At 71.9% G+C, this 21,557-nt stretch carries 21 protein-coding genes and 2 pseudogenes; 13 read left to right on the forward strand and 10 right to left on the reverse strand.

Features of this window, described 5'->3' with window-relative positions; translation table 11 throughout:
- Window positions 1–99: 99 nt before the first annotated feature.
- Window positions 100–1,369 (reverse strand): annotated as a pseudogene (locus EKO23_RS18980) (IS3 family transposase).
- A gap of 222 nt (window positions 1,370–1,591) precedes the next feature.
- Window positions 1,592–1,972 carry a MerR family transcriptional regulator gene (locus EKO23_RS18985; RefSeq protein ID WP_134719703.1) on the reverse strand — a complete coding sequence of 127 codons (381 nt, stop codon included), beginning with the start codon at window positions 1,970–1,972 and terminating at the stop codon, window positions 1,592–1,594.
- Between the two features lie 90 nt (window positions 1,973–2,062).
- Here EKO23_RS18985 and EKO23_RS18990 point away from each other — a divergent pair, with 90 nt between their 5' ends.
- A complete protein-coding gene (locus tag EKO23_RS18990) occupies window positions 2,063–3,250 on the forward strand; it encodes an acyl-CoA dehydrogenase family protein (protein WP_134719704.1) in 1,188 nt (395 codons plus the stop codon).
- A 233-nt stretch (window positions 3,251–3,483) separates the two neighbouring features.
- On the opposite strand, the pseudogene EKO23_RS18995 reads toward EKO23_RS18990, so the two are convergent.
- Window positions 3,484–4,209 (reverse strand): annotated as a pseudogene (locus tag EKO23_RS18995) (alpha/beta fold hydrolase); the annotation flags it as partial.
- A 162-nt stretch (window positions 4,210–4,371) separates the two neighbouring features.
- Between EKO23_RS18995 and EKO23_RS19000 the strand changes: the two are divergent.
- Window positions 4,372–4,827, forward strand: a complete 456-nt coding sequence (locus tag EKO23_RS19000) for a GtrA family protein (RefSeq protein ID WP_134719705.1) — start codon at window positions 4,372–4,374, stop codon at window positions 4,825–4,827.
- Between the two features lie 78 nt (window positions 4,828–4,905).
- Here EKO23_RS19000 and EKO23_RS19005 read toward each other — a convergent pair whose 3' ends face one another.
- Window positions 4,906–5,496, reverse strand: coding sequence for a Maf family protein (locus EKO23_RS19005; RefSeq protein ID WP_134719706.1), 591 nt, complete (start codon window positions 5,494–5,496; stop codon window positions 4,906–4,908).
- A 50-nt stretch (window positions 5,497–5,546) separates the two neighbouring features.
- Window positions 5,547–6,152 carry a TetR/AcrR family transcriptional regulator gene (locus tag EKO23_RS19010; protein ID WP_134719707.1) on the reverse strand — a complete coding sequence of 202 codons (606 nt, stop codon included), beginning with the start codon at window positions 6,150–6,152 and terminating at the stop codon, window positions 5,547–5,549.
- 80 nt (window positions 6,153–6,232) lie between these two features.
- Here EKO23_RS19010 and EKO23_RS19015 point away from each other — a divergent pair, with 80 nt between their 5' ends.
- Window positions 6,233–7,687, forward strand: a complete 1,455-nt coding sequence (locus tag EKO23_RS19015; protein ID WP_246051188.1) for an MFS transporter — start codon at window positions 6,233–6,235, stop codon at window positions 7,685–7,687.
- A gap of 137 nt (window positions 7,688–7,824) precedes the next feature.
- Here EKO23_RS19015 and EKO23_RS19020 read toward each other — a convergent pair whose 3' ends face one another.
- The 4 genes from EKO23_RS19020 to EKO23_RS19035 all read right to left on the reverse strand — a co-directional run bounded on the left by EKO23_RS19020 (window position 7,825) and on the right by EKO23_RS19035 (window position 12,517).
- A complete protein-coding gene (locus EKO23_RS19020; protein WP_134719709.1) occupies window positions 7,825–8,877 on the reverse strand; it encodes a P1 family peptidase in 1,053 nt (350 codons plus the stop codon).
- The gene (locus EKO23_RS19025; protein WP_134719710.1) at window positions 8,874–10,583 is read right to left on the reverse strand and encodes an alkaline phosphatase D family protein; all 1,710 of its coding nucleotides are present in this window, start codon (window positions 10,581–10,583) and stop codon (window positions 8,874–8,876) included. Before EKO23_RS19025 ends, EKO23_RS19020 begins: the two co-directional genes overlap by 4 nt.
- 54 nt (window positions 10,584–10,637) lie before the next feature.
- Window positions 10,638–10,868 (reverse strand): acyl-CoA carboxylase subunit epsilon, encoded by a 231-nt coding sequence (locus EKO23_RS19030; RefSeq protein WP_134719711.1) that lies wholly within the window; start codon window positions 10,866–10,868, stop codon window positions 10,638–10,640.
- 74 nt (window positions 10,869–10,942) lie between these two features.
- Window positions 10,943–12,517, reverse strand: coding sequence for an acyl-CoA carboxylase subunit beta (locus tag EKO23_RS19035; RefSeq protein WP_134719754.1), 1,575 nt, complete (start codon window positions 12,515–12,517; stop codon window positions 10,943–10,945).
- 114 nt (window positions 12,518–12,631) lie between these two features.
- Here EKO23_RS19035 and EKO23_RS19040 point away from each other — a divergent pair, with 114 nt between their 5' ends.
- From EKO23_RS19040 to EKO23_RS19070, 7 genes are all read left to right on the forward strand, one after another.
- A complete protein-coding gene (locus EKO23_RS19040; RefSeq protein ID WP_134719712.1) occupies window positions 12,632–13,411 on the forward strand; it encodes a biotin--[acetyl-CoA-carboxylase] ligase in 780 nt (259 codons plus the stop codon).
- Between the two features lie 7 nt (window positions 13,412–13,418).
- A complete protein-coding gene (locus EKO23_RS19045; protein ID WP_134719713.1) occupies window positions 13,419–13,937 on the forward strand; it encodes a PH domain-containing protein in 519 nt (172 codons plus the stop codon).
- Window positions 13,927–14,928, forward strand: coding sequence for an adenylate/guanylate cyclase domain-containing protein (locus EKO23_RS19050; protein ID WP_134719714.1), 1,002 nt, complete (start codon window positions 13,927–13,929; stop codon window positions 14,926–14,928). Before EKO23_RS19045 ends, EKO23_RS19050 begins: the two co-directional genes overlap by 11 nt.
- A gap of 42 nt (window positions 14,929–14,970) precedes the next feature.
- Complete coding sequence (locus tag EKO23_RS19055; RefSeq protein WP_134719715.1) at window positions 14,971–16,149, forward strand: 5-(carboxyamino)imidazole ribonucleotide synthase; 1,179 nt, start codon at window positions 14,971–14,973, stop codon at window positions 16,147–16,149.
- Window positions 16,150–16,154: 5 nt separating this feature from the next.
- Window positions 16,155–16,691 carry a 5-(carboxyamino)imidazole ribonucleotide mutase gene (purE, locus tag EKO23_RS19060; protein ID WP_134719755.1) on the forward strand — a complete coding sequence of 179 codons (537 nt, stop codon included), beginning with the start codon at window positions 16,155–16,157 and terminating at the stop codon, window positions 16,689–16,691.
- Window positions 16,692–16,852: 161 nt separating this feature from the next.
- Window positions 16,853–17,530 (forward strand): GAF and ANTAR domain-containing protein, encoded by a 678-nt coding sequence (locus tag EKO23_RS19065; RefSeq protein WP_134719716.1) that lies wholly within the window; start codon window positions 16,853–16,855, stop codon window positions 17,528–17,530.
- 216 nt (window positions 17,531–17,746) lie between these two features.
- Window positions 17,747–18,475 carry an ANTAR domain-containing protein gene (locus EKO23_RS19070; RefSeq protein ID WP_167880556.1) on the forward strand — a complete coding sequence of 243 codons (729 nt, stop codon included), beginning with the start codon at window positions 17,747–17,749 and terminating at the stop codon, window positions 18,473–18,475.
- Between the two features lie 15 nt (window positions 18,476–18,490).
- On the opposite strand, the gene wrbA is transcribed toward EKO23_RS19070, so the two are convergent.
- Window positions 18,491–19,096, reverse strand: a complete 606-nt coding sequence (gene wrbA, locus EKO23_RS19075; RefSeq protein WP_134719718.1) for an NAD(P)H:quinone oxidoreductase type IV — start codon at window positions 19,094–19,096, stop codon at window positions 18,491–18,493.
- Between the two features lie 122 nt (window positions 19,097–19,218).
- On the opposite strand from wrbA, the gene EKO23_RS19080 reads away from it, so the two are divergent.
- The 3 genes from EKO23_RS19080 to EKO23_RS19090 are packed head-to-tail and all read left to right on the forward strand — an operon-like array spanning window position 19,219 to window position 21,357.
- Window positions 19,219–19,575, forward strand: a complete 357-nt coding sequence (locus EKO23_RS19080; protein ID WP_246051189.1) for a plasmid stabilization protein — start codon at window positions 19,219–19,221, stop codon at window positions 19,573–19,575.
- 14 nt (window positions 19,576–19,589) lie between these two features.
- On the forward strand, window positions 19,590–21,083 hold the full coding sequence (locus EKO23_RS19085; RefSeq protein ID WP_134719719.1) for an MFS transporter: 1,494 nt from the start codon (window positions 19,590–19,592) through the stop codon (window positions 21,081–21,083).
- Between the two features lie 37 nt (window positions 21,084–21,120).
- A complete protein-coding gene (locus tag EKO23_RS19090; RefSeq protein ID WP_134719720.1) occupies window positions 21,121–21,357 on the forward strand; it encodes a hypothetical protein in 237 nt (78 codons plus the stop codon).
- Window positions 21,358–21,557 lie beyond the last annotated feature (200 nt).

Consider the following 21,557-nt stretch of genomic DNA (forward strand, 5'->3'; position numbering starts at 1 on the left):
GTTCTTCCATAGCGCCCAGCGGGCACGTTTCTGAACCGCCCCGGGATGTCCGGAGACTTTGAACCGCCCCGGGGTTTCCGGACACTTCGATCGGTGTCTCTACCCGGTCGGGCGGAGACGGTTTCGTGCAGCGTAGTGGGCGTTCTCAGCCTCGATGGGTGTGAGGTCGTCAATCGATTCGTGGGTGCGCTCGTGGTTGAACCAGTGCACCCAGTGCAGGGTCTCGAGCTCGACGTGGTCGACGTCGCGCCAGGGACCGTAGGGGCGGATCAGCTCGGTCTTGAAGGCGCCGATCTGGGACTCGGCCAGGGCGTTGTCGTAGGCGTCGCCCACCGAACCCACTGACGGGTCGACGCCAGCCTCGACCAGCCGGCTGGTGAACGCGAACGAGGTGTACTGGGAGCCGGCGTCGGTGTGGTGCACCAGCCCGGTCAGGTCGCTGACTCCGTCGCCGAGGCGGGTCCAGATTGCGTGCTCGAGGCAGTCGAGGACCAGTTCGGTGGTCATCTGTGTGGCGGCCCGCCACCCCACGATCCGGCGGGAGTAGACGTCGATGACGAAGGCGACGTAGACGGTGCCGGACCAGGTCGCGACGTAGGTGAAGTCCGCGACCCAGAGCCGGTTCGGGGCCGGGGCGGTGAAGTCCCGGTCGACCAGGTCGGCCGCGCGGGCGGCCTGCGGGTCGGCGATGGGGTGCGGACCTGCTTGCCCCGCAGCGCGCCCTGCCAGTCGTTTGCTGTCATCAGCCGTTCGACCGTGCACCGGGCCACGTCATGGCCCTGCCGGCGCAGATGCAGCCACATCTTGCGGGCACCGAACCGGTCCAGGAACGGCTGTCGCCGGGCCGCGGCGATCAGCTCGACGATCTCGGCGTCGCGCAACGACCGCTTCGACGGCGGCCGGTTGCGGGCCTCGTAGTAGGTGCTCGGGGCGATCTTCACGCCGTGCTCGGACAGCACCGCGCAGATCGGCTCGACCCCCAGCACCCGCCCCGGTGAGCCCTCGACAGGGTCACCACGGTGCTCGTCGATGAACGCGATCAATACCGGGGTGGGCGGTCGAGCTCCGCCGCGAAGAAAGCCGAGGCGCTCTTGAGGATCTGGTTGGCCCGCCGCAGCTCGGCGACCTCCTTCTTCAGCTCCCGGATCTCGGCCAGCTCCTCGGTGGTCTTCCCCGGACGCTGCCCGCCGTCGACCTCGGCTCGGCGGACCCACTTGCGCAGCGTCTCTGGTGAGCCGATCCCGAGCTGGCCCGCGATCGTGCGGATCGCCTCGAACTCGCTGGGGTACTCGCCCTGGGAGACCGACTCGGCCACCGCCCGAACCGCGCGTTCACGCAGCTCCCGGGGGTACTTGCTGGGACGTGCCATGACTCCATCCTCTTCCAACTAATGAAGTCTCCGGACATCCCGGGGCGGTTCAACCCCCAACAGGGCACGCCATAAGGTGGCGTTCTGCACGCCGTTCTCCGCTCTCCGGTTTCGGACCTAGACAGCCCAGAAACCTAGACAGGGAACGGCGTGCTCACCCTTCCAGACGCGCTGACCACCCACAGAAGAGTCACAAGAGCCGCAATTGCAGCCGTACGACGGTCAGCGCAGCTTCGCCAGGTCCTCCCGGCAACGCGCCTCGACGGCGTCGAGGTCCCGCTCGGTCTGCTCGATGTCGGCGCGCATCCGGGCCAGCTCCTCGCGGCGGACCCGGATCTGGTCGAGGAGGTACTCCAGCTGCCCCGCCTCGCCCGGCTGGTCGTCGTACATGTTGACGATGCGGGCGATCTCCTCGAGGGAGAACCCGAGCCGCCGGCCGCGGAGCACCAGCTCGAGCCGGATCCGGTCGCGCTGGTGGAAGACCCGGGTGCTGCCGCGGCGCTCGGGCGTGACCAGGCCGAGGTCCTCGTAGTGCCGGATCGTGCGCAGCGTGACGTCGTACTCCCGGGCCAGGTCGCGGATGGTCCAGCTCTTCTCGGGCACCGCGGTCTCCTGTCGGCGTCGGCTTGCGGTGACGTTACGTAAGCGTCGTACCGTCCTTACGTTCACGTCAGCGTAAGCCAAGCCGGAGGAATGATGTTCGAGCTGTCCCGCGAGCACGAGGAGTTCCGTCGCAGCGTCCGCGACTTCGCCGAGAAGGAGATCGCGCCGCACGCCGCTCAGTGGGACCGCGACCACCACTTCCCGACCGACGTGGTGCAGAAGATGGGCCAGCTCGGGCTCATGGGCCTGACCGCGCCGGAGGAGTTCGGCGGCGCCGGCGAGGACGGTGACTTCACCAGCCTGTGCGTCGCGATCGAGGAGATCGGCCGCGTCGACCAGTCGATGGGCATCACCCTCGAGGCGGCGGTCGGCCTCGGCATCAACCCGATCCTCACCTACGGCACCGACGAGCAGAAGCAGCAGTGGCTCCCCGACCTGGTCGCCGGCCAGCGGCTCGCCGGCTTCGGCCTCACCGAGCCGGGCGCCGGCTCCGACGCGGGCGCCACCCGCACCAAGGCGGAGCTCGCCGACGGCGAGTGGGTGGTCAACGGCAGCAAGCAGTTCATCACCAACTCCGGCTCCGACATCACCTCGCTGGTCACCGTCACCGCCCGCACCGGCACCCGCGAGGGCGGCAAGGCCGAGATCTCCACGATCATCGTGCCGTCCGGCACCCCCGGCTTCACCGCCGAGAGGGCCTACGACAAGCTCGGCTGGCACGCCTCCGACACCCACCCGCTGACGTTCACCGACGCCCGGGTCCCCGAGACGAACCTTCTCGGCGAGCGCGGCCGCGGCTACGCGCAGTTCCTCGCCACCCTCGACGACGGCCGGGTCGCCATCGCCGCGCTCGCGGTCGGCTGCATCCAGGCCTGCCTCGACATGGCGCTGGAGTACGCCGGCGACCGTCAGACCTTCGGCGTCCCGATCGGCCGCAAGCAGGGCGTCGCCTTCCAGGTCTCCGACCTGCAGGTGATGCTCGACGCGAGCCGGCTGCTCACCTACAAGGCGGCCGCGATCAAGGACGCCATGGACCGAGGCACCGGCGGCTCGGTCAAGGAGTTCAAGCAGGCCGCCGCGATCGCGAAGCTCTACGCCACCGAGTCCGCGGTGACCGCGACCCGGATCGCCACCCAGGTCTTCGGTGGCTACGGCTTCATGGAGGAGTACCCCGTCGCCCGCTTCTACCGCGACGCCAAGGTGCTCGAGATCGGCGAGGGCACCTCCGAGGTCCAGCGGATGCTGATCGCCCGCGGCCTCGGCCTCCCCGTCGAGTGACCCAACCTCTCGCCGGACAGTCCCCCACGACCGGATAGTCCCCCACCACCGGATACTCCCCAACGAAACGGCTGCTGATCTCGCGGATCGGCCGCCGTTTCGTTGGGGAGTATCCCGACCTCCCCTGCCCGGACAGTCCCAAACGTTCGAGGGACTCCCGGGTCCGATCGACCCCTCGAACGTTGGGGACTATCCCCGTACGGCGGGGGAGGCGGGCATGGTACGGCGGGAGGTCAGGCCGGGGGCGGCTCGGGCGTGGTCAGGTGGTCGTGCACGAACGCGACCACGTCGTCGAGCACCTCGGCCCGGTTGGTCTCGTTGAAGATCTCGTGCCGGGCGCCGGGGTAGGACTTCTCCCGCGCGGCCGGTCCGGCGATCCGGGCCCAGCCCTCGCGAGACGGCTCGATCGGCACCAGCTGGTCCTCCTCGCCGTGCAGCCACAGCACCGGCGTCGCCACGATCGGGCCGCCCGCGTTGATGGTGTCGATGCACGCCCGCAGCGCCTCGAGGGTCGTCCGCTTGAAGGGTCCGTGCCAGACGAGGGGGTCGTCGACGTACGCCTGCCCGACCGCCGGGTCCCGCGACAGCGTGGCGGGGTCGATGGGCGCGTCCGGGATCTCGTCCGCGGCCAGCAGCGCGGTGACCGCGTCCCAGCGGCCGATGACCGGTCCGCTCAGGACCACGCAGGCCAGGTCGGCGCCGAACCGCTGGGCGTAGCGAGCGCCGATCATCCCGCCCATCGAGTGCCCGATCAGCACCACCGGCAGGCCCGGGTGGTCGGCCCGCGCGACGTGCTCGAGCCGGCGTACGTCGTCGACGACGCCCTCGAAGTCCGCGACCAGCACGCGCTCCCCGTCACTGCGCCCGTGCCCGACGTGGTCGACGCCGTAGACCGCCGCGCCGTCCGCCGCCAGCCTGGCCGCGACCTCCTCGTAGCGGCCGACGTGCTCGCCGTACCCGTGGCAGAGGAGCGCGACTTACGTCGGGTCCGTGGCCTCCCAGCGCCGGGCCGCCAGCCGCCCGGCGTGGCCGTCGATGTCGAACTCGGTGCTCGCGGTGGGGTCGGTCGGCATGCCGGCCAGCCTAGGGGCCTGCTCGCGGGCATCGCCTAGGCTGCGGGCGTGGGCAGACGCACTCGGGTGCTCTCCGAAGGGGGCAAGTTCGTCGCGGTCGGTGCGGTCGCGACCGTGGTGGCGCTGGTGCTGTTCAACCTGCTCGTGCACGGGGTCGGCGGCGACGGGCCGATGAACGGCCAGCCCCTGCTGGCGTTCGCGCTCGCGAACCTGATCGGGATGGCGGTGAGCTACCGCGGGGCGCGGCACTGGGCGTTCCGGCGGCGCGAGCCGGTCGGCCCGGCCAACGGGCGGGTCGGGTTCCTGGTCGTGAACGTCGTCTCCCTGCTGATCCCGATGGCGTGCCTGGCGGTGAGCCGCTACCTGCTCGAGCTCGACGGCGCCCTGGCCGACAACGTGGCCGCGAACGTCGTGGGGCTCGGGCTGGGAGTGCTGTTCCGGTTCTGGGCGACCCGGCGGTACGTCTTCCGCCGGCCGCGGGGGCGGGTGCTCACCCGGGCCTGACGACGTTGCGGTTGGGTCCCCAACCGCAGCGACCTGCGGCACAAGCGTGCGTGACCGATCGATGCCCCTCGTTGGAGGTCAGGGCCAGAGGTCGACCCAGCTCCGGCCGAGCTCGGCCAGCAGCTCGCGCAGCAGCGGCAGGCTGAGGCCGACGACGTTGTGGTGGTCGCCCTCGATGTGGGTGACGAACGCGCCGCCGAGGCCGTCGACGGTGAACGCGCCGGCGACGGCCAGCGGCTCGCCGGTCGCGACGTACGCCGCGATCTCGTCGTCGGTGACCTCGGCGAAGTGGACGACGGTCGAGGCGGTGGCGGCGGCGATCCGCCCGGAGCCGAGGTCGTGCAGCGCATGGCCGGTGTGCAGGACACCGCTGCGCCCGCGCATCGCCCGCCAGCGGGCGACCGCGTCGGCGGCGTCGTCGGGCTTGCCGAGCGCGACGCCCTCCAGCTCGAGAACCGAGTCGCAGCCGAGCACCAGGGTCTCGCCGGCCAGCCGCGCGGCGACCGCGGCCGCCTTGAGCTCGGCGAGCTGCAGCGCGAGCTCGGCCGGGGGCAGGCCGTCGACCTGCGTCTCGTCGACGCCCGAGACGATCACCTCGGGCTCGACGCCTGCGGAGCGCAGCGTGGCGAGGCGGGCGGGGGAGGCGGAGGCCAGGACGAGGTGCGGCACCGCGCCAGCCTAGAGCCCGTCGTCCGAACGCCGGGTCGCCGCCTGCAGGGTCACGGCGTGACCAGCGGCAGCATCTCGCCGAACGCGCACTCGGTGAGCGCGGCCAGCGGGTCGCCGGCCTGCGCGTGCTCGGGCGCCTGCATCGCGATCATCACGTTCAGCAGCATGCCCTGGGCGATGAAGTCGCGGACCTCCTCGTCGGTCATGCCGCTGCCGCGCAGGATCTCGAAGATCCGCCCCATCCCGGCGCGGGCCTCGGCACCGATCTCGGCCACGCCGGACGCGGTGAAGCCGTGCATCATCACGAGGAGGAAGTCGCGGTCCGCCAGCAGCTCGGTGTACGCCGCGCCCAGGCGCTCTCGGTCGGTCTCGGACGTCGGGTCGAACCCCTGGGCCAGGACCGCCGCGAACGCCTCGCCGATGCGGGCGGTGGCCCGGGTGAAGACCTCGAGGAAGAGGTCGAGCTTGGAGCCGAAGATCCGCACCACGTAGGGCTGCGAGACCCCGGCCTCCCTGGCCACCGCGTCGGTCGAGGTGCCGGCGTACCCGGATCGCGCGAACGCGCGCATCGCCGCGTCGAGCACCAGACCGCGACGCTCGTCGGCGGTCAGCCGGGACTTGCTCGGTCGGGTCACGGTGGCCTCCGGGGGATTCATGCTTGACAGATTATCACTCGATTACTTAGCCTCGAAATCGAAGTAATCATTCAATGCCTTCCTTGCCTCAGGAGTCCATCGTGACCACCACCCTGCCGGCCCAGTCGGCCGCCCCCGACCGCCGGACAGCACCGCCCGACGTACGTCCCGACGTCCCCGCCCGGCGCCGCGTCCCGCTCTGGCTGGCCATCGCGGCCACCTCGCTGCCGATGTTCATGGCGACCCTCGACAACCTCGTGCTCACCAGCGCGCTGCCGGTCATCCAGGCCGACCTCGGCTCGTCGGTGAACCAGCTGTCGTGGTTCCTCAACGCGTACACGCTGGCGTTCGCGACGTTCATGCTCCCCGCGGCCACGCTCGGCGACCGGATCGGACGCCGCCGGGTGATGATCGGCGGCGTGGTGCTGTTCACCGCGGCCTCGATCGGGTCCGCGCTCAGCACCTCCTCCGAGGCGCTGATCGTGGCCCGCGCCGTCCAGGGCCTCGGCGCCGCCGCGATCATGCCGCTCTCGCTGACCCTGCTCGCGGCCGCCGTCCCGCCCGCGATGCGCTCCGCCGCGATCGGCATCTGGGGCGGCATCTCCGGCCTCGGCGTCGCGCTCGGCCCGGTCGTCGGCGGCGCCGTCGTCGAGGGCGTGAGCTGGCAGGCCATCTTCTGGCTCAACGTCCCGGTCGCGCTGCTCGCGCTGCCGTTGCTGCTGGTCGCCGTCGAGGAGTCCCGCGGCACCTGGCAGCGGCTCGACCTGCACGGCACCCTGCTGCTCGGCGGCGCCGTGTTCCTCGGGATCTGGGGCATCGTGCACGGCAACGACGACGGCTGGACCGACCCGGTGGTGCTCGGCTCGCTGCTCACGGCGGCGGTCCTCGTGCCGGCGTACGTCCTGCACGCGCGCGGCCGCGCCCACGCCGTGCTGCCGCTCCGGCTGTTCCGCAGCCGTGGCTTCTCCAGCGCCAACGCGATCGGCCTGTTCTTCACGCTCGGCATGTTCGGGGCGGTGTTCCTGCTCAGCCAGTACCTCCAGATCGTGCAGGGCTACAGCCCGCTCGAGGCCGGCGTCCGCACGCTGCCGTGGACCGCGGCGCCGATGGTGGTCGCCCCGATCGCCGGCGCCCTGGTGCCGCGGGTCGGCTTCCGGCCGCTGCTGCTGACCGGCCTGCTGCTGCAGATGGGCTCGCTGATCTGGCTGGCCTGGCTGGCCCAGGACATCGCGCCGTACGCCGACTTCGTGCCGGCGCTCGCGATGGCCGGTGTCGGCATGGGCCTGACCTTCGCGCCGAGCGCCACCGCCGTGCTCGACGGGCTGCCCGAGACCGAGTTCGCGATCGCATCGTCGGCCAACTCGACGATCCGCGAGTTCGGTGTCGCGCTCGGCATCGCGCTGCTGGTCGCGGTGTTCGAGGGCAACGGCGGCGAGCTCACGCCCTGGGGCTACGACGGTGCGATCGCGCCGGCCCTGCTGACCGGTGCCGCCGCCGTCGGGGTCGCGGTGATCGCCGCCCTGTTCGCCCCAGGCCGCCCGCGCCGTACCGCTTGACCCTCCTGTGGTGGCGGGACTACCCGGGCGTGGTGGCGGGATAGTCCCCAACGTTCGAGGGGTCGACGAGGCTCCGGATCCCCTCGAAGGTTTGGGACTATCCGAAATCTGGGGGCGGGGGGAGGCAGCGAGGAGAGTCAGGGGGTGGGGAAGGCGGAGGGGAAGGCGTCGCGGTAGGAGCGGAGGGTGAGGGGCACACCGCCGGGGCCGGAGGCGGGTGTGGTCGTGGCGGCGAGGACGGCCCGGGCGACGGCCCGGGTGACGCAGCCGGCTGCGGCGTCGAGCAGGGCGTGGAAGACGATCGGGTCCGGGGCCTCACGATCGCCCGTCGCGAGCGTGAACAGGGTGTCGCCGTCGAACATCGTGTGCACCGGGCTGACCGCCCGGGCCAGGCCGTCGTGACCGATCCCGGCGACCTTCGCGCACTGGGCCTTGGTCAGGGTCGCGTCGGTGGCGATCACGCCGATGGTGGTGGCCAGGGCCGGCTTCATCGGGGTCGGGTACCCAGCCGCGCGCTCCCGGGCGGCGGCCAGGTCCGAGGCCGAGGGGGCGACCAGCCGCGGCAGGTCGCCGGGCAGGCAGTGCCGGGCCGCCCACAGCTCGCCGCTGGCCGGGTCGACCGCCGACCCGAACGCGTTGGCCACCACGACCGCGCCGACCGTGGTGCCGTCCTCGAGCCGGGTCGAGGTGGTGCCGACCCCGCCCTTGAGGCCGCCGATCGAGGCACCGGTGCCGGCGCCGACGTTGCCCTCGGCCACCGCCCCCGACGCGTCGTCGTACGCCGCTGCGCCGAGCTCCGCGTCCGGGTACCGGCCGAACACGCCGCCGCGCCCGAGGTCGAAGACCACCGCGGCCGGGACGATCGGCACCACCTCGCCGGGCGGCCCCGTCGGGAAGCCGATCCCGGCGGCGAACAGCCGCTGCACCACCCCGTCGACCGAGGCCAGCCCCATCGCGGACCCACCGGTCAGCACGATCGCGTGCACCCGCTCCACCGCGTTGCGCGGGTCGAGCAGGTCGGTCTCGCGGGTGCCCGGACCGCCGCCGCGGACGTCGACGCCGCCGACCGCGCCCTCGGGCGGCGCGAGCACCACCGTCGTGCCGGTCAGCCAGCCGTCACCGGTCCGCTGCGCGTGCCCGACCCGGATCCCCGGGACGTCGGTCACGGCGTTGCCCAGCCGTTCGGTCATCGCGGGTCGACGTCCACCGAGGCGACCTCGACCAGCCGCGGCCGCTCGTGCCGGCCCTCCTCGACCACGCCGGTGGCCCACCACATGTGCAGCCCGCGGTCGCGGACCTCGAGCGTGGCCAGGTTGTTGTCGAACCACGGTCCCTTGACCATGTTCCAGCGGACCGGCAGCTCGGGGACCTTGGCGGACCGGGCGACCACGTGGCCGATCGGCCCGGCGATGCCGTAGGCCATCACCGCCACCAGGAACCGCAGCCGGCGCGGCATCGGGTTGCGGATCGGCGAGCAGACCGCCTGGACGATCCGGCTGACCGGGACGCCGTCACGGTCCGGGTGCTTGGGGTAGGCCTCGGAGACGTAGCTGTGGTGCACGTCGCCGGACAGGAACGTCACCGTGCCCGGCGCCGCTCCGCGCTTGCCGCAGGCCACCTCCAGGGACATCGCGAGCACCTTCTGGAAACCGTCCTGGAACGCCGCCCAGTGCTCCAGGTCGCCGCCCTGCCGCAGCTTCTCGCCGAGCCTCGCTCCGCGCCGCCCCCAGCCGCCGTCGGCCAGCGCCTCGCTCCACGCCTCGACGTAGTGCAGGCCGGGGGAGAGCAGGAACGGCAGCGACGTGCCGACCAGCAGGTGGTCGACGTCGCCGCGCATCTGCCGGTCGAGCCACTCCAGCTCCGTGTCGTCGAGCATCGTGCGGCGCTCCGGGTCGAGCACCCGGGCCGCCCGCGAGTCCACCACCACCAGCCGGGCCTGGTCGCCGAACTCCCGCGCGTAGCTCCACCGGTAGGACTCCGGGTGCTGGTCCGCGCGCTCGGCGAACGTGTCGAGGGTGTGGGTCAGGTCCAGCTCGCCGTCACCGCCGTGGGCGTCGATCGCCTTCCAGATCTCGTCGGAGGCGCGCTCGTCGGGGGTGAGGTTGCCGAGGTGCTGGTAGACCCAGTACGACGCCAGCCCGGCCGTGATCCTCCCGTGCCACCACGACGTCGCCTCCATCTCCTTCTTCCAGGCCAGGGAGGTGTTCCAGTCGTCGCGGACGTCGTGGTCGTCGAAGATCATCACGCTCGGAAGCGTCGAGAGCAGCCACCGGTTCGCCGGGTCCGTCCACGCCAGCCGGTAGAGCTCGGCGTACTCCTGGTAGTCCTTGAGCTCGGTCCACGGCGGCTCATCGATGCTGCGCCGCGACTCGATGAAGTCCTGCATCTCCTGCGTGGTCTCGTCGGCGTACACCTGGTCGCCGAGGAACAGGACCAGGTCCGGCCACCGCGCCTCGTCGCCCGGGTCCGGGTCCTCGGGCGCGGCCGGGTCGGTGACCCCGGCCATCCGCAGCGCGTAGGCGCGCAGCGCGTCGACGCCGTGCAGCTTGTTGCCGGCCTCGTCGTGGGTGACCGACGTGCGGCACGACCCGAAGGCCAGCCGCAGCGGCTTGGCCTGGTCGAGGGTCGGAATCACCGACGGCGGGTACGGCGAGTCCGCCGGCGGCCAGACCTGCTCGCCGTCGACCTCGACCGTGTAGGGGTACTTCCGTCCCTTCTCGAGGCCGTCGACGCAGACCAGCGCGTAGTGGTGGCCGTGCACGCCGAACGTCCGCGCCTCGGCCGCGTGCCCGTCGGCCACCACCCGGACCGTTCCGGCCGCCGAGGTCTCGACCCAGAGGCACGCGGAGTGCTCGTCGACGTGGCGGAGCAGGGGACCCAGGACAAGTTCGGTCATAGGGGTCAATATGCCCCAGCGGCGGTCACCGCATGCGGCGGGTGCGGACCGGGGTCAGCGGGGCAGGCCGCTGGACCGCCAGCCGCCCGGGCCGTGGGGGTGCGTCGCCCGGAGCAAGCGGTGCCGGGCCTGCCACCCCGGGGTACGGCGCGGGGCCGGGGTCGCGGGTGCGCCCAGCGAGGCCAACACGGCAACCAGCGCTGCCACCTCCTCGGGAGTGGCGTCCGGGTTGACGACGGTCAGGAGTGGTTTCGAGACGCTCGCTGGCGCCCGCTCCTCAACCACCGGAGCATCGGTGGTTGAGGAAGGCGCGCTAGCGCCTGTCTCGAAACCACGGGGCGCTACCTGGGGTCCGTCGTTCACAGCGGGATGTTCCCGTGCTTCTTGGCCGGCAGCGTCTCGCGCTTGGACCGCAGCAGCCGCAGCGCACGGACCACCTCGACCCGGGTCTCGTGCGGGGCGATGACCGCGTCGACGTACCCGCGCTCGGCGGCGATGTAGGGGTTGGCCAGGGTGTCCTCGTACTCCGTGACCAGCTCGGCGCGGCGCTCGTCGACGCTGCCGGCCTCGGTCGCCTCGGCGATCTCCTTGCGGTAGAGGATGTTGACCGCGCCCTGGGCGCCCATCACCGCGATCTGCGCGGTCGGCCAGGCCAGGTTGATGTCGGCGCCGAGGTGCTTGGAGCCCATCACGTCGTACGCGCCGCCGTAGGCCTTGCGGGTGATCACGGTGACCAGCGGGACGGTCGCCTCGGCGTAGGCGTAGATCAGCTTCGCGCCGCGGCGGATGATGCCGTTGAACTCCTGGTCGGTGCCGGGCAGGAAGCCGGGGACGTCGACGAAGGTCAGCACCGGGACGTTGAACGCGTCGCAGGTGCGCACGAACCGCGCGGCCTTCTCGGAGGCGTCGATGTCCAGGGTGCCGGCGAACTGCATCGGCTGGTTGCCGACCACGCCGACCGGGCGACCCTCGACCCGGCCGAAGCCGACCACGATGTTGGGCGCGAACAGCGGCTGGACCTCGAGGAACTCCTCGTCGTCGAGCACCGCCTCGATCACCGTGTGCATGTCGTAGGGCTGGTTCGGCGAGTCCGGGATCAGCGCGTCGAGCGTCTGGTCGAGGTCGGTGAAGGACTCCACGGCCGGGTCGTCGTACGCCGGGGGCTCGTCGAGGTTGTTCTGCGGGAGGTAGGACAGGAGCGCCTTCACGTACTCGATGGCGTCCTCCTCGTCGGACCCCATGTAGTGCGCGTTGCCGGACTTGGTGTTGTGGGTGCGCGCGCCGCCGAGCTCCTCCATCGTGACGTCCTCGCCGGTGACGGTCTTGATGACGTCGGGGCCGGTGATGAACATGTTGGAGGTGCCGTCGACCATGACCGTGAAGTCGGTGACCGCGGGGGAGTAGACGTGGCCGCCCGCGCAGGAGCCCATGATCAGGCTGATCTGCGGGATCACGCCCGAGGCGTGCACGTTGCGGCGGAAGATCTCGCCGTAGAGCCCGAGGCTGACCACGCCCTCCTGGATGCGGGCGCCGGCGCCCTCGTTGATGCCGATGATCGGGCAGCCGGTCTTGATGGCGAGGTCCATCACCTTGGTGATCTTCTCGCCGTAGACCTCGCCCAGCGAGCCGCCGAAGACGGTGAAGTCCTGGGAGAAGACGCACACCTGGCGGCCGTCGATGGTGCCGTAGCCGGTGATGACGCCGTCGCCGTACGGGCGCTTCTTCTGGAGGCCGAACGCCGTGGACCGGTGCCGGGCCAGCTCGTCGAGCTCCACGAACGAGCCCTCGTCGAACAGCATCTCGATCCGCTCACGGGCGGTCTTGCGGCCCTTGGCGTGCTGCTTCTCGACCGCCTTCGCCGAGCCGGCGTGCACCGCCTCGTCGAGCCGCCGCTCGAGGTCCTGGAGCTTCCCCGCGGTGGTGTGGATGTCGATGTCGTCCGGGACGTCGGTGCCCTGGCCGGGCGCGGGGTTCGACTGGGCCGGAGTGGACTGTGCCGTGCTCACGTGTGCTGGCCTCCTCTGGATGCTTCGGCCAATCTAGTGCCCATGGATGCCACCTCCGACCCGCGCCCACCCCTCGATGCCGACCGGCTCCCGGCCGGGGTGGAGATCCTCGCCGAGGCGTCCTCGACCAACGCGGTGCTCGCCGACCGGGCCCGGTCGGGCGCGCTCGAGGGCACCGTCGTGGTCGCCGAGCACCAGACCGCCGGCCGCGGCCGGCTCGACCGCACGTGGGAGACCCCGCCCCGCGCGGCGCTGACGTTCTCGGTGCTGCTGCGGCCCAACCTGCCCGCGTCCGCGTGGCCGTGGATCCCGCTGCTGACCGGGTACGCCGTGCAGGCGGCGCTGGCCGACCGGCTGCCGGCGATCGCGCTCAAGTGGCCCAACGACGTGCTGGTCGAGGAGCGCAAGCTCGGCGGCATCCTGGTCGAGCGGATCGAGACCCCGACCGGCCCGGCCGCAGTGGTCGGCATCGGCATCAACGTCTCCCAGTCCCTCGACGAGCTGCCGGTCGCGCTGGCCACCTCGCTCGCCCTGGAGCTGCCCCAGGCTCCGGACCGGACCGAGGTGCTGGCCCAGCTGCTCGGCTCGATCGACGGCCTGCTTCCGTTGCTCGAGGACACCATCGCCCTGCGGGCGGCGTACGCCGACGCGTGCTCGACCCTGGGCCGCGAGGTCGAGGTCGAGCTGCCGGGCGGCGTGCAGGTCCGCGGCACCGCGATGGACGTCGACGGCGAGGGACGGCTCGTGGTCGCCGGGCCGGCCGGCGAGACCGTGGTCGGTGCCGGTGACGTTGTTCACGTGCGTCCCGACTCTTTGACATGATCTAGCCGTGGCGATCTCTCCCAGGCTCCTCAACGAAGGCGAGCACGTCGTCGTCTCGACGCGCACGCACCCCAAGGTGCTGATCCTCCCGCTGCTGGTGCTGCTCCTCGTGGTGGCCGCGGCCGCCTGGGCCCAGGTGGCCATCGACGGGCGGCTCGCGAACGTCCCGACCATCGTGGTGTGGGTGGTCGCCCTGGTCGTGCTCGTGTGGTTGGTGCTGATGCCGGTGATCCGCTGGGCCACCACGACGTACACGTTCACCAACCGGCGGTTCATGAAGCGCTCGGGCCTCATCGCCAAGGAAGGCCGCACGATCCCGCTCAACCGGATCAGCGGGGTGGACTTCGAGATCGGCGTGATCGACCGCCTCTTCGGCTGCGGCACGCTCATCGTCAGCGACGCCAGCGAGCAGGGCCGGGTCGAGCTGGAGGACGTCCCCCGCGTCGAGGAGGTCCAGCTCCGGGTCTCGGAGGAGCTGCACAACCTCGCCAACCCCCGGCAGCACCACACGGACGATGGGACCTGACCCCCGCGGCGACGACCGGCCCCTGACCCGCGAGGACCTCGAGCGCGCGATCCTGCGGGAGTCCCCGATCTACACCGCCGCAGAGGTGTCCGGCGGTGACGAGGAGGCCCTCGAGGAGTCGCGTCGCCTCTGGCGCGCGCTCGGCTTCCCGGAGTACCCCGGCGAGGAGGTCGCCTTCACGAAGGGCGACGCGGGCGCGCTCGCCACGCTGCGCACGGCGGTCGCCTCGGGCGTCATCGACTTCGACACCGCGCTCAACCTCACCCGGGCGGTGGGGCAGACCATGGCCCGGCTCGCGGACTGGGAGGTCGCGACCCTGCTGCCGCGGCTGGACCAGAGGATGGCCACCGGCGAGAACGGCGACAGCCGGCTGGCTGCGGCGATCGCGATGGTCGAGCAGGTCAACGGGCCGTTCGAGGCGCTCCTCGTCTACGCCTGGCGCCGGCACCTCGCCGCGGCCGTCTCCCGGGTCGAGGCGCTCGGGTCCGCCGACGAGGACCTCAAGACCACCGAGGTGACGGTCGGGTTCGCCGACATCGTGCAGTTCACCGCGCTCTCCAACGAGATCGGGGAGGAGCGGGTCGGCGACCTGGTCGAGGTGTTCGAGTCGCGCTGCTCCGACGTGGTCGCCGCCCACCGCGGCCGGATCATCAAGAGCCTCGGCGACTCGGTGCTGTTCATCGTCGACGACGCGGTCCGCGGGCTCGACATCGCGGAGGGGATCATCCAGGTCATCGGCCGCGACGCCCGCATGCCCGACGTGCGCGTGGGCCTGGCCAGCGGCTCGGTGGTCATGCGGCTCGGGGACGTGTTCGGGCCGCCGGTGAACATGGCCGCACGGCTCACCGCGGTGGCCCGCCGCAACCGGGTGATCATCGACGAGGCGACAGCGGCGCTGCTGCCCGACGACCAGTTCGAGACCCGCCGGCTGCCGGCCCGGCCGGTCCGTGGGTTCGGCCTGGTCGAGCCGATCGCCGTACGCCGGCAGTAGGCGCCCGCGACCACGGTCGGCCGCCCCAGTAGGCTCCCGGGCGTGACCGACCCCGCCCGTCCGGACGCGCTCGCCCCCACCCTCGCCGTGATCGGTGGCGGGCAGCTGGCCCGCATGATGGCGCAGCCCGCGATCGCGCTCGGGTTGCCGCTGCGGCTGCTGGCCGAGGGCGAGGGCGTCTCCGCCGCGCAGGTGATCCCCGACCACGAGGTCGGCGACTACACCGACCTCGAGACGCTGCGGAAGATCACCGACGGCTGCGCCGTGGTCACCTTCGACCACGAGCACGTGCCGACCGCCCACCTGCACGCGCTGGAGGACGACGGGCTCGCCGTGCGTCCCGGACCGGAGGCGCTGGTGCACGCCCAGGACAAGGGCGTCATGCGCGCGCGGCTGGCCGAGCTCGGGGTGCCGTGCCCGCGCAACGCGCTGGTGCACTCGGTCGATGACGTGGAGGCGTTCGGCTTCCCGTGCGTGCTGAAGACCTCCCGGGGCGGCTACGACGGCAAGGGCGTGTGGTTCGTCCGGTCCGTCCAGGACGTCGAGGAGGCGTTCCGCGCCGCCCGGGAGGCCGACGTCCACCTGCTCGCCGAGGAGCGCGTCGACTTCCGGCGCGAGCTGTCCGCGCTCGTCGCCCGCTCGCCGAGCGGCCAGGCCGCGGCGTACCCGGTCGTCGCCTCGCTCCAGGTGGACGGCATCTGCAACGAGGTGGTGGCGCCCGCGCCGGACCTCGACGCCGACCTGGCCGCGCACGCGCAGGAGATCGCGCTGCGGGTCGCGGGGGAGCTCGGCGTCACCGGCATCCTGGCGGTCGAGATGTTCGAGACCAACGACGGCCGGGTGCTGGTCAACGAGCTCGCGATGCGGCCGCACAACACCGGTCACTGGACCCAGGACGGCGCGGTCACCTCCCAGTTCGAGAACCACCTTCGGGCCGTCATGGACCTGCCGCTCGGCTCGCCGGCGCCGCGCGCCCGGTGGACGGTGATGGTCAACATCCTGGGCGGAGCGAATCCCGACGTGGGCCGCCTGTACGACGGCTACCCGCACGCGCTGGCCCGCGACCCGCACCTGCGCGTGCACCTCTACGGCAAGGAGCTGCGCCCCGGGCGGAAGGTCGGCCACGTCAACGCGTACGGCGACGACCTCGACGACTGCCTGGAGCGGGCCCGGCACGCGGCCGCGTGGTTCCGGGGCGACCTCGGCAACGAGAGCGAGTGAGCGAGATGACGGACGAGACGAGCCAGCGGACCGACGGGCCCCGGGTGGGCATCGTGATGGGGTCCGACTCCGACTGGCCGGTCATGCGGGCCGCCGCGGAGGCGCTGGAGGAGTTCGGCGTCGCGCACGAGGCGGACGTCGTCTCGGCGCACCGGATGCCCGACGAGATGCTCGCCTACGGGCGCGAGGCGGCGGACCGGGGGCTGTCGGTGATCATCGCCGGCGCGGGCGGTGCCGCCCACCTGCCCGGGATGCTGGCCGCGGTCACGCCGCTGCCGGTGATCGGCGTCCCGGTGCCGCTGAAGTACCTCGACGGCATGGACTCGCTTCTCTCGATCGTGCAGATGCCGGCCGGCGTTCCCGTGGCCACGGTGTCGATCGGCAACGCCCGCAACGCCGGGCTGCTCGCCGTACGCATCCTGGCCGCGACCGACGCCGACCTCCGCGCGAAGGTCGTCGAGTTCCAGGCGGGGCTGCGCGACCTCGCGAAGGAGAAGGGCAAGGTCGTCCGCGGCGAGGCGGGCCACCGGCTCGGCTTCTGAGGGGCCGCCGACCTGGGTGCATGAACCGGTCTGGTCCGGGTACGTCGCGGCCACGGGTCCGGTGCCACTCCCTACCCGTCCGGCAGTCGGTGGCACCGTGCCCGGCCACTCCGAGGCGACCGCCTTGGACACCGGGCCGCATCCGGTGTTGACTCGAACGGATGCAGGCAACCACGGCGGAGGAGTTCGCCCAGCTCGCCCTCTCGCTCCACGACGAACCCACGCTCGAGGACACCGTCGGCCGGGTCCTGGAGTTCGCGCTCCAGGCGGTCGGCTGCACGTTCGCGGGCGTGATCTTCGTGCACGGTGACCGGGGGGTGGAGACGTTCGCGGCCACCGACCCGCTCATCAAGGACCTCGACCGGCTGCAGTTCGAGATCGGCGAGGGGCCCGACCTCGAGGTGATCGCCGACCGGCTCGGGGTGCTCGTCGCGGACACCGCGACCGACCCGCGCTGGCCCACCTGGAACCGCGAGGTCGCCGAGGTCGGCATCCGCTCGATGCTGGGCACCCGGATCCACACCGGCAGCGCGACCATCGGCAGCCTGAACCTGTACGACGTCCGTCCGCACCACTTCGGCGAGGAGGACCGCGACGTGGCCCACGTGCTCGCACGGCACGCGGCGGTCGCCGTCGCCTCCACACGCGAGCAGACCCAGCTCTGGGAGGCGATCGACGCCCGGCAGCTGATCGGCCAGGCGACCGGCATCCTCATGGAGCGGTTCGCGATGGACGAGGAGCGGGCGTTCGCGGTGCTGCGCCGCTACTCCCAGGACCGCAACGTCAAGCTCCGCGACGTCGCGGCCCGGCTGGTCGAGACCCGTCGTCTGCCCGGCTGAACCCGGCCGGCGCGCCGAGGAACTGCCGCGGACGACGCATCCCTCGCCGACGACGGGGAACGGTTCCAGCAGGCGCGGCTCCGTCCGCGCCGCCGGGACCTTCCGGTTGAGCAGACAGCCGGAGGGTCCCGGCCCCCGCCGTGCCGTCGGGGTGATAGGAATTCCCCTGAGGTGTTCAGGGGTGAGCACCGTTCTGCGCGTCTCAGGAGCGGAACCGTGCCCCGCCGTGACCTCACCGCCCTTGCCGACGACCCGGCCTTCCGCGACGCGCGGAGCGGCCTCGTCGCCCTCGACCCGGACCTGGTGATCCGGGCGGTCAACCACACCTTGCTGCAGGCCACGTTCAAGGCCGTGGACGAGGTCCTCGGCCGCCACGTGTTCGACGCCTACCCGGGCAACCCCGACGACCCGAACGGCAACCCGGAAGGGGTCTTCGGGCGGTCCTTCGAGAAGGTGCTGTCGACGGCGCGCACGAACCACCTCGTCGTACGTCGCTACGACGTGCTCGACTCGCGCGAGCCGGGCGGGTTCGCGGAGCGTCACTGGGTGCCGGTCCACGAGCCGATCCACGGCGACCGCGGGATCGCCGGCGTCCTCTGCCGGGTCGACGAGGTGGCGCCGCCGAGCGGCCGGGCGCTGGCGGTGGTGGACCGGTGCCGGGCCGCCCTTGACGGTGCCCCGGACCACGTCGCGCTGGTGGGCCTGGCGGCCGCGGTCGTGGAGGGGCTGCGCTCGCTCGGCGAGCTCGAGCGGGAGGCCGAGCAGCTCCGCGAGGCGCTGACATCGCGGGCCACCATCGACCAGGCGAAGGGGATCCTCATGAGCCGGGAGTCGATCGACGCCGAGAAAGCCTTCGCCCGGCTGGTCAGCCTCAGCAACGAGAGCAACGTGCGGCTCGCGGACATCGCCCGCGCCCTCGTCTACCAGGTGACGCGGGGGGCCTGACGCGGTCCAGCCGGGTCAGGCCAGCAGGCGCCCGGTGACGTCGACGACCCGCCCCACGAGGTGCTCGACCGCGGCCCGGCCGGCCTCGTCGAAGGCCTCGCCGTCGCCGCCGCGGACCAGGGACGCGCCGTACGGGTTGCCGTCGTCGAACTTGACGGGGTCGGTGTAGCCGGGCGCGACCAGGATGCCGCCGAAGTGGTGCACGGTGTTGTAGAGCGCCAGCAGCGTCGACTCGTGGCCGCCGTGCGCGGTGTCCGCGGCGGTGAACCCGGCGTACACCTTGTCGGCGAGGACGCCGTCGCCCCACTGCGGCCCCAGGCTGTCGAGGAACTGCTTGAGCTGGCTGGCGACGTTCCCGAAGCGGGTGGGCGAGCCGAACAGGACCGCGTCGGCCCACACGACGTCGTCGGGCTCGGCGATCGGCTCCATGGCGACCTCGTCGGCGTGCGCGCGCCAGGCCTCGTCCTGCTCGACCACCTCGCGGGGGGCGTGCTCGGCGACGTGCCGCAGCCGCACCTCGGCGCCGTGCTTCCCTCCGACGGTCGCGGCGTGCCGGGCCATCCCGTCGACGGTCCCCGTGGACGAGTAGTACACGATCGCGAGCTTCACCTGGTCGGGCATGGGGCTCCTTCCGAGAGGCCTTCCGGTCGCCCCCGGTGGTACCCGCGGCACTCCCGGGCATGCGCCACCCCAGTCCCGGAACCGGCTGCGCATGGCCCGGGGGACCGTGGGTACAGAGCGCGGTGGACCAGACCACTCAGGAGGTGGCCACCGTGCCCCAGCAGCAGTGGAGCAGCAAGCGCGAACGACAGTACGAGCACATCAAGGACGGGCTCACCGATCGGGGACGGTCGGAGGACGAGGCCGAGGAGATCGCGGCGCGCACCGTCAACAAGGAACGGGCCCGCAGCGGGGAGTCCGACCGGGCCAGCCGCACCTCGACCGAGGACCTCTCCTCGTCGCGGCGCGGCGGGTTGCGCTCGCACTCCGGGTCCGCAGGTCGCACCAAGGAGCAGCTGTACGCCGAGGCGCGTCGCAAGAACGTCAAGGGCCGGTCGTCGATGACCAAGGCCGAGCTCGAACGCGCCGTGGGGCGCTGAGAGGCAGGAAACGCATGTCGAGCAGCGTGGAGACAGGCCGGATCACCACCGACATCCCGGCCCGCATGGACCGGTTGCCGTGGGCCCGGTGGCACTGGCTGGTGGTGATCGGGCTGGGCACCGTCTGGATCCTGGACGGCCTCGAGGTCACCATCGTCGGGTCGATGTCCGAGGCCCTCAAGGACCCGACCACCGGCCTCGGGCTGAGCAGCTCCGACATCGGCATGGCCGGTGCCGTCTACGTCGCGGGCGCCTGCATCGGCGCCCTGTTCTTCGGTCAGCTCACCGACCGGTTCGGCCGGAAGAAGCTGTTCCTGGTCACGCTCGCGGTCTACACGCTGGCCACCGTGGCCACCGCGTTCGCCCCGAGCGCCACCTGGTACTTCATCGCCCGGTTCCTCACCGGCGCCGGCATCGGCGGCGAGTACGCCGCGATCAACTCCGCGATCGACGAGCTGATCCCCGCGAAGTACCGCGGCCGGGTCGACGTCGCCATCAACGGCTCGTTCTGGGTCGGTGCCGCGCTCGGCTCTCTGCTCACGATCCCGCTGCTCGACCCGACCATCATCGACCCCGCGTGGGGCTGGCGCCTCGCCTTCGGCCTCGGTGCGATCCTCGCGATCGGCATCCTGCTGGTGCGCCGCAACGTGCCGGAGAGCCCGCGCTGGCTGTTCATCCACGGCCGCGAGGACGAGGGCGAGCAGATCGTCCGCGACATCGAGTCGACGGTGTCGCACGAGACCGGTCGGGACCTGCCGCCGGTCTCCGAGACCATCACCATCCGCCAGCGCAAGACCATCGGCATCGGGATGATCGCCAAGACGGTCTTCACGCTCTACCCGCGGCGGACCGTGCTCTGCCTGTCGCTGTTCATCGGGCAGGCGTTCCTCTACAACGCCTTCTTCTTCACCTACGGCGACACCCTCACCACGTTCCTCGACGTCAAGCAGACCGGCTGGTACCTCGCGATCTTCGCGCTCAGCAACTTCCTCGGCGCGCTGCTGCTGAGCCCGCTCTTCGACCGGCTCGGCCGGGTGAAGATGATCACCGGCACCTACGTGATCTCGGGCGTGCTGCTCGGCGTCGCCGGCTTCGTGCTCGGCGACCTGACCGCCGTCTCGCTCACCGCGTTCGGGGCGATCATCTTCTTCTTCGCCTCCGCCGGCGCCAGCGCGGCGTACCTCACCGCCAGCGAGGTCTTCCCGATGGAGACCCGGGCCCTGTGCATCGCGTTCTTCTACGCCGTCGGCACCGCGGCCGGCGGCATCAGCGGGCCGCTGCTGTTCGGCAAGCTGATCGACGACGCGTCGGCCTCGGGCGACATCACGCACATCGCGATCGGGTACTACATCGGCGCCGTGCTGATGATCGCGGGCGGACTGGTCGAGGCGGTGCTCGGCGTCAAGGCCGAGGGGAAGTCGCTGGAGAGCATCGCCCAGCCGCTCACCGCCGAGGACGCCCACAGCCCCGGCGGTCCGGCCGGAGAGAACGAGCCGGCACACGCCTGAACGCCCCAGATCCCGACATCGGAGAGGAGCTCCCGCCATGCCCATGCCACCCCCCAAGGCGAGCACCGAGGGACCGCGCGACCGTCAGGTCTTCCACGAGATGGGCCAGATCGTCCGTGCCCTGGAGGCCAACGGCCCCCAGGACCAGGAGGCCCTCGCACGCCTGGTCGGCGCGCCGTACTGGGAGTCCGCGCGGTTCGACCGCGCGCTGGCCCTCGTCGTCGCGGACGGTCTAGTCACACATAGCCCAAATGGGCTACTCCACCCGGTCTGAACGGACTACACCCCTAAGGGGGTTGTGTTCCGAACGGACTAGTGCTTTATTCGTCAATGACGTGGTTCAGACCCTTGCCGCGTTCGACGTTGACCAGGAGGTGTTCGTCGTGCGGCAAACCCTTGCGGAACCCGCCTATACGGACCCGGAATACCCAGAACTGTCCCGTCGTGAAGCCACCCGGCTCCTGCTCGAACGAG

Origin of the sequence: Nocardioides guangzhouensis (assembly GCF_004519545.1) — a bacterium.
Classification (GTDB): domain Bacteria; phylum Actinomycetota; class Actinomycetes; order Propionibacteriales; family Nocardioidaceae; genus Nocardioides; species Nocardioides guangzhouensis.